The organism is uncultured Ligilactobacillus sp. (genome assembly GCF_948826705.1).
Taxonomy (GTDB): Bacteria; Bacillota; Bacilli; order Lactobacillales; family Lactobacillaceae; genus Ligilactobacillus.
In genome coordinates this window covers 1-1,138 of sequence record NZ_CAQLEL010000144.1, presented here as the reverse complement: position 1 = coordinate 1,138, position 1,138 = coordinate 1, and the positions used below count along the sequence as shown (strand labels likewise).

Genomic DNA, 1,138 nt, shown 5'->3' with positions numbered 1-1,138 from the left:
CTCATCATCACGACGAATCTTGAGGGCGAGGACCTGATCAAGCGTTACGGTGATCGTTCTATGTCACGGCTGAGAAAGCATGCTCGTGGAAACTTTATCAGTTTTGCAGGTATCAAAGATCACAGAATGTTGAAAGAAGGTAAATAAATATTGAATAACAAGAGCCTAATACCACTAGATACAGAGAAAAAAACGAAAATTGAATTGTATAACGATAATTTTGAAAACTTTAAACGCTATCAGATACCAAAAGCGCAACTGATGATTGCAGATATTCCTTACAATATCGGGAATAATGCCTATGCAAGTAACCCAGCTTGGTATAAAGATGGTGACAACAAAAAAGGCGAAAGCGAAAAAGCCAAGCAAAACTTTTTCAACCGTGATGAACGTTTTAACGTTGTTAACTTCATGAAGTTTGCTAGGAAGATGCTTATTAAAGAGCCTAAAGAGCGTGGAAAAGCGCCAGCTATGATCGTGTTTTGTGCTTGGGAACAAATTCCGATGTTAGTCGAAACTGGGAAAAAAGAAGGCTTTAATCATGCTTATCCATTGATTTTCATTAAAAAGTCGAGTTCGCAAGCATTAAAAGCAAACATGAAGATAGTGGGAGCTACAGAATATGCGATAGTTCTGTATCGTGATAAGTTACCTAAATTTAACAATGATGGACGAATGATCATGAATTGGTTCAATTGGGAAATTGACAATGGTTATCCAAAAATCCACCCAACGCAAAAGCCTATTCCGGTGTTGAAACGTTTGATAGAGATCTTTACTGATCCGGGCGATGTTGTTATCGATCCAACTGCTGGAAGTGGAAGCACACTAAGAGCTGCAGCGGAACTCAATCGAAGTGCTTATGGTTTTGAAGTTGAGCGAGATATGTGTAAAAAAGCAAATGAGTGCATGCTTAAGACATTTGAGATTTCTTTGGTGTGATAGTCAAATATTGGACAGGAGATGATGACTGATGATATATGAACGAGAAGGCGACGAGATAATCACAGGCGCATCAGATGTACTGTGGGATAATATAACATTTGTGGTGATTGATGACAAAATGTTGTCCGATGATGGCTATACGTATGTTAACGCTGGCCTTAACGGTGTTGAGGAGCGATGGAACGAAGAAACG

At 39.1% G+C, this 1,138-nt stretch carries 1 protein-coding gene; it reads left to right on the top strand.

The annotated features are described in order from the left end of the window. The first annotated feature begins 150 nt into the window (after positions 1–150). Positions 151–942, top strand: a complete 792-nt coding sequence (locus tag Q9Q35_RS10655) for a site-specific DNA-methyltransferase (protein WP_304653343.1) — start codon at positions 151–153, stop codon at positions 940–942. Positions 943–1,138: the final 196 nt, after the last annotated feature.